Origin of the sequence: Nocardiopsis sp. CC223A (assembly GCF_030766825.1) — a bacterium.
Classification (GTDB): domain Bacteria; phylum Actinomycetota; class Actinomycetes; order Streptosporangiales; family Streptosporangiaceae; genus Nocardiopsis.
Genome location: NZ_JASFDV010000162.1, coordinates 1 through 3,419, shown reverse-complemented (window position 1 = coordinate 3,419; position 3,419 = coordinate 1). Strand labels below are relative to the sequence as shown.

Sequence of the window (3,419 nt, the reverse complement as noted above, 5' to 3'; positions counted from 1 at the left end):
GGCGCTGGAGCGCCGGGCCGCCCGGCCGGTGGTGCTGCGGGTCCTGACCGAGGGGCTGGCCGCGGACCTGGGGCGGCCCCCGGAGGCGCTGGGCGGCGTGCTCGCCAAGCTCATCGACGCCGGGGTGCTGGTGCCCTGGGCGCCCGCCGCCGAGCAGGACCCGGGGTACGACCGGCGCTGGCACGACCTGGTGCGCCGGCTGCCGGGTCCGGCGGCGGCGCGGACGGCGGCGGCGTTCGACGCCACCGAGGAGGTCCTCAAGGGGTTCGCGGAGGCGGACGGCGCCGAGCGCGCCCGCGCGGTGACGCACCTGTCGCGGCTGTGGTCGGCGGCGGTGACCGTGCCGGGGGCGGACCCGGCGGCGCCGGAGGTCGCGTCCTCGCCCCTGGTGGAGGACTGCCACGTGTCCCGGGGCGCACCGGTGCCGCGGGCGTGGACCCGGGAGTGGACGGCGGACCTGCGGCGGATCATGCCACTGCTGTTCGCCCTGGACGACCAGCGGGTGCTGTCGGGCGCGCTGGAGAGCGTGTTCGTGTCCCGTTACGGCGCGGGCGGGCGCTGCGACGACCTGGACGGGTTCGCCGCGCACGCGCGGGCCGCGTTCCCGCTGACCCAGCGGCTGATGGCCGGGGACCTGGACGGCGTCCCCGATTTGGGCGACGACCTGCGCCGCCTGGTGGCGGCCCGGCGCCGGGCCGTCGGCCACCTGGCCGACCTGGCCCGGGAAACGGAGGAGGAGGTCGCGGTCGATCCGTCGGTGGTCGCCGAGATCGCCGGCCTCCTGCCCGAGCGCGAGTTCACGGCGCGCCGCTCGCTGGCCGTGTTCGGCCAGCCCGACGGCGGCCGACTCGTCCTCAACCACCTGTACGGCGGACGGGCCCGGTACTTCAGCCGGTTCCTGTCCGCTCTGCCGGCGCGGGCCCGCGACCGGGTCGCCGAGCACGTGCGGCGATCGGGCCCGCCCGGCACCCCCACCGTCCACATGCGGTCGGCGCTGGGGTTCAACGCGAACCTGGCGCCGCCGCTGGCCGACGAGGAACTGGCGCTGCGCGACGAACCGGTGCTGCTGCCCGGACCCGCCACCGCCGACCTGGCGCTGGTGCACACCCCGGAGGGGCTGCGGCTGGTCCGGCGCGGCGCCGCCGGGGACGGTGCGGCCGACCGGGAGATCGACCCGGTGTACACGGGGTTCCTGGTCCCGCACGCGCTGCCCTACGACGAGATGCTCGTGGCGATGGTCGCCGACTCGCCGTTCTTCTCCTTCGGCGACACGGTGATGGACCTGCACGCCCGCTGGGAGGCGGACGGGTTCGCGGGCGCGGTGCCGCGGGTGCGGGCCGGGTCCGTCACCCTGTTCCGCCGCCGGTGGGCGCTGGAGACCGCGGAACTGGCGGCGCGGCCCGGCGAGCCCCCCGCCGGACTGCACCGGCGGGTCAACGCGCTGCGGCTGGCCCGCGGCATCCCCGACCAGGTGTTCGTGCGCCCGCTCCAGGGTGCCCGGCTGGGCCCGCTGGAGCGGGCGATGGCGCCCAAGCCGCAGCACGTGGACTTCCTGAGCAGGCTGCACACGGCCACGGCCGCCAAGCGGCTGGACCACCTGGGGCCGCTGCTGCTCGTGGAGGAGATGTCCCCGGACCCGGCGGGCGCCGGGCTCAGCGGTCCGCACGGCCGGCACGCCACCGAGGTGTTCCTCGAACTGGCCGTCGTCCCCGCCGCCACCGAGGCGGCCGATCCCCCAGGCGAAGTGAGGCTGGTCCCGTGACCGTCGGACTCCGAGTGACCTACTACGACAGCGACAAGGCGGCCCTGCTGGGCGAGTGCCTGGTCCCGGCCGCGCGCGAGGCGGCGGCCCGGCCGGGGATCTCCGCGGCGTGGCTGCACCTGCACTGGCGGCTGGGCCCGCACTGCGTGCTGTACCTGGACGGGGAGGGCCCCGCGGTGGCCGACGCCGCGGCCGGGGCGCAGGCGCGGGCGCGGGAGTTCCTGGAGCGGCGGCCGTCCGCGGCGGAATTGGACCCGGAGCGGTACGCGGTGTTCTCCGAGCGGATGGGGCGGCTGGAGCTGGTGGAGCCGCCGTACGCGCCGCTGGAACCGGACAACTCGGTGCTGCGGCTGGACGGCGACCCGGTGGACACGTTCCTGCGCGGGCCGGAGGCGATCGCCCTCAAGGGGCGGGTGCTCACCGACGGGCTGGGGCTGGTCGCCGACCGGGTGGACGGAACGGGTGTGTTCGCGCACGTGTTCGCGGGGATGGGGGCGATCGCGTCGCAGTACCCGGAGTGGGGGCTGCGGTCGGGGTACCAGGCGTTCCTGTCCCATTGGAAGGAGTACTTCCACTGGTCCGACCCCGACGGGACGGCGCAGGCGCGGCTGGCCGAGTCCTACCGGGCGCAGCGCGAGGAGCTGGTGGCGCTGCTGGCCCCGGTCCACAGGGGGACGGCCGCCGACCCCTCGGCGGCGGGGTGGCTGGAGTGGACGCGGCGGTGGCTGCCCGCCGCCGTGGAGCTGGCGCGGCGGGACCACATCCTGCCCTACCCCCACCAGGACCGGTTGACCACGGCGGCGCGGTTCGGCGACGACGTGCGGGTGCGGTGGAGCGGGTCGGACGAGCGGTCCTACAGCGACTTCCACCGGGAGTTCCGCAAGCTGGACTTCACGCGGCTGGGCGACGGGTACGGGTTCGCGGCGTTCCGGTTCCTGATCAACTGCTTCTTCGACCTGCTGCCGCTGATGGGGGTGACCCCGATCCAGCGGTACTCGATCGCGTACCTGTTCACCGAGGCCGCTCAGGAGGTGGTGGGCGAGACCTGGGAGGAGACGGTGCGCCGGGTGGTGGAGCACCAGCAGGGCGATCCGGGGCTCAAGCCGACCCTGCCGTGGACGGGCGGTGCCTGAACCGATGCTGCGGTTGAAGAAGGCCGTACGGGCCCGGTCGCTGGCCGCCGAGGGGGTCGCCGTCAGCATGGGTGCGACCGCCGTGGTGCTGCGCGGTGCCCCGGCGGACGCGGTGTGGCGGGCGCTGGAGCCGGTACTGCGCTCGGGGTTCACCCGGGCGGCGCTGGTGGAGGGGTTCCCCGAGAAGGGGCGGGCGGTGCTGGTCGGCATCCTCGACCGGTTGGAGGAGCACGGGTTCCTGCGCGAGGCCGAGGAGGAGCACGGGCTCTCCGCGACGGAGCAGGCCGCCTACCCGCACCTGGAGGCGCTGACCTCGCGGCCGTTCGCGGCGCTGCGGGCGCTGGCGGGCACGGCGGTGCGGGTGCGAGCGGAGTCGGTCCCGGTGGAGGCCGCGGTGCGCCGGGCCCTGGGCCGGGCGGGGTTCCGCGACGTGTCCGCCGACACCGGGCCGCCGGAACCGGGGGTGCTGGCGACCGTCCGGTCGGCGGTGCCGGGGCATCCGGAGGCCCTGCACGTGATCGTCG

Annotated in this window: 2 protein-coding genes and 1 pseudogene; all 3 read left to right on the top strand. The window is 76.3% G+C overall.

Annotated features, from left to right (window positions below; translation table 11 throughout):
• A partial coding sequence (locus QJS33_RS31085; protein WP_306371641.1) for a lantibiotic dehydratase occupies positions 1 to 1,762 on the top strand: 1,762 nt, incomplete at its 5' end.
• Positions 1,759 to 2,895 carry a lantibiotic dehydratase C-terminal domain-containing protein gene (locus QJS33_RS31080; RefSeq protein ID WP_306371640.1) on the top strand — a complete coding sequence of 379 codons (1,137 nt, stop codon included), beginning with the start codon at positions 1,759 to 1,761 and terminating at the stop codon, positions 2,893 to 2,895. The genes QJS33_RS31085 and QJS33_RS31080, both read left to right, overlap by 4 nt.
• Positions 2,888 to 3,419: pseudogene (locus QJS33_RS31075) on the top strand (hypothetical protein); the annotation flags it as partial. The gene QJS33_RS31080 and the pseudogene QJS33_RS31075, both read left to right, overlap by 8 nt.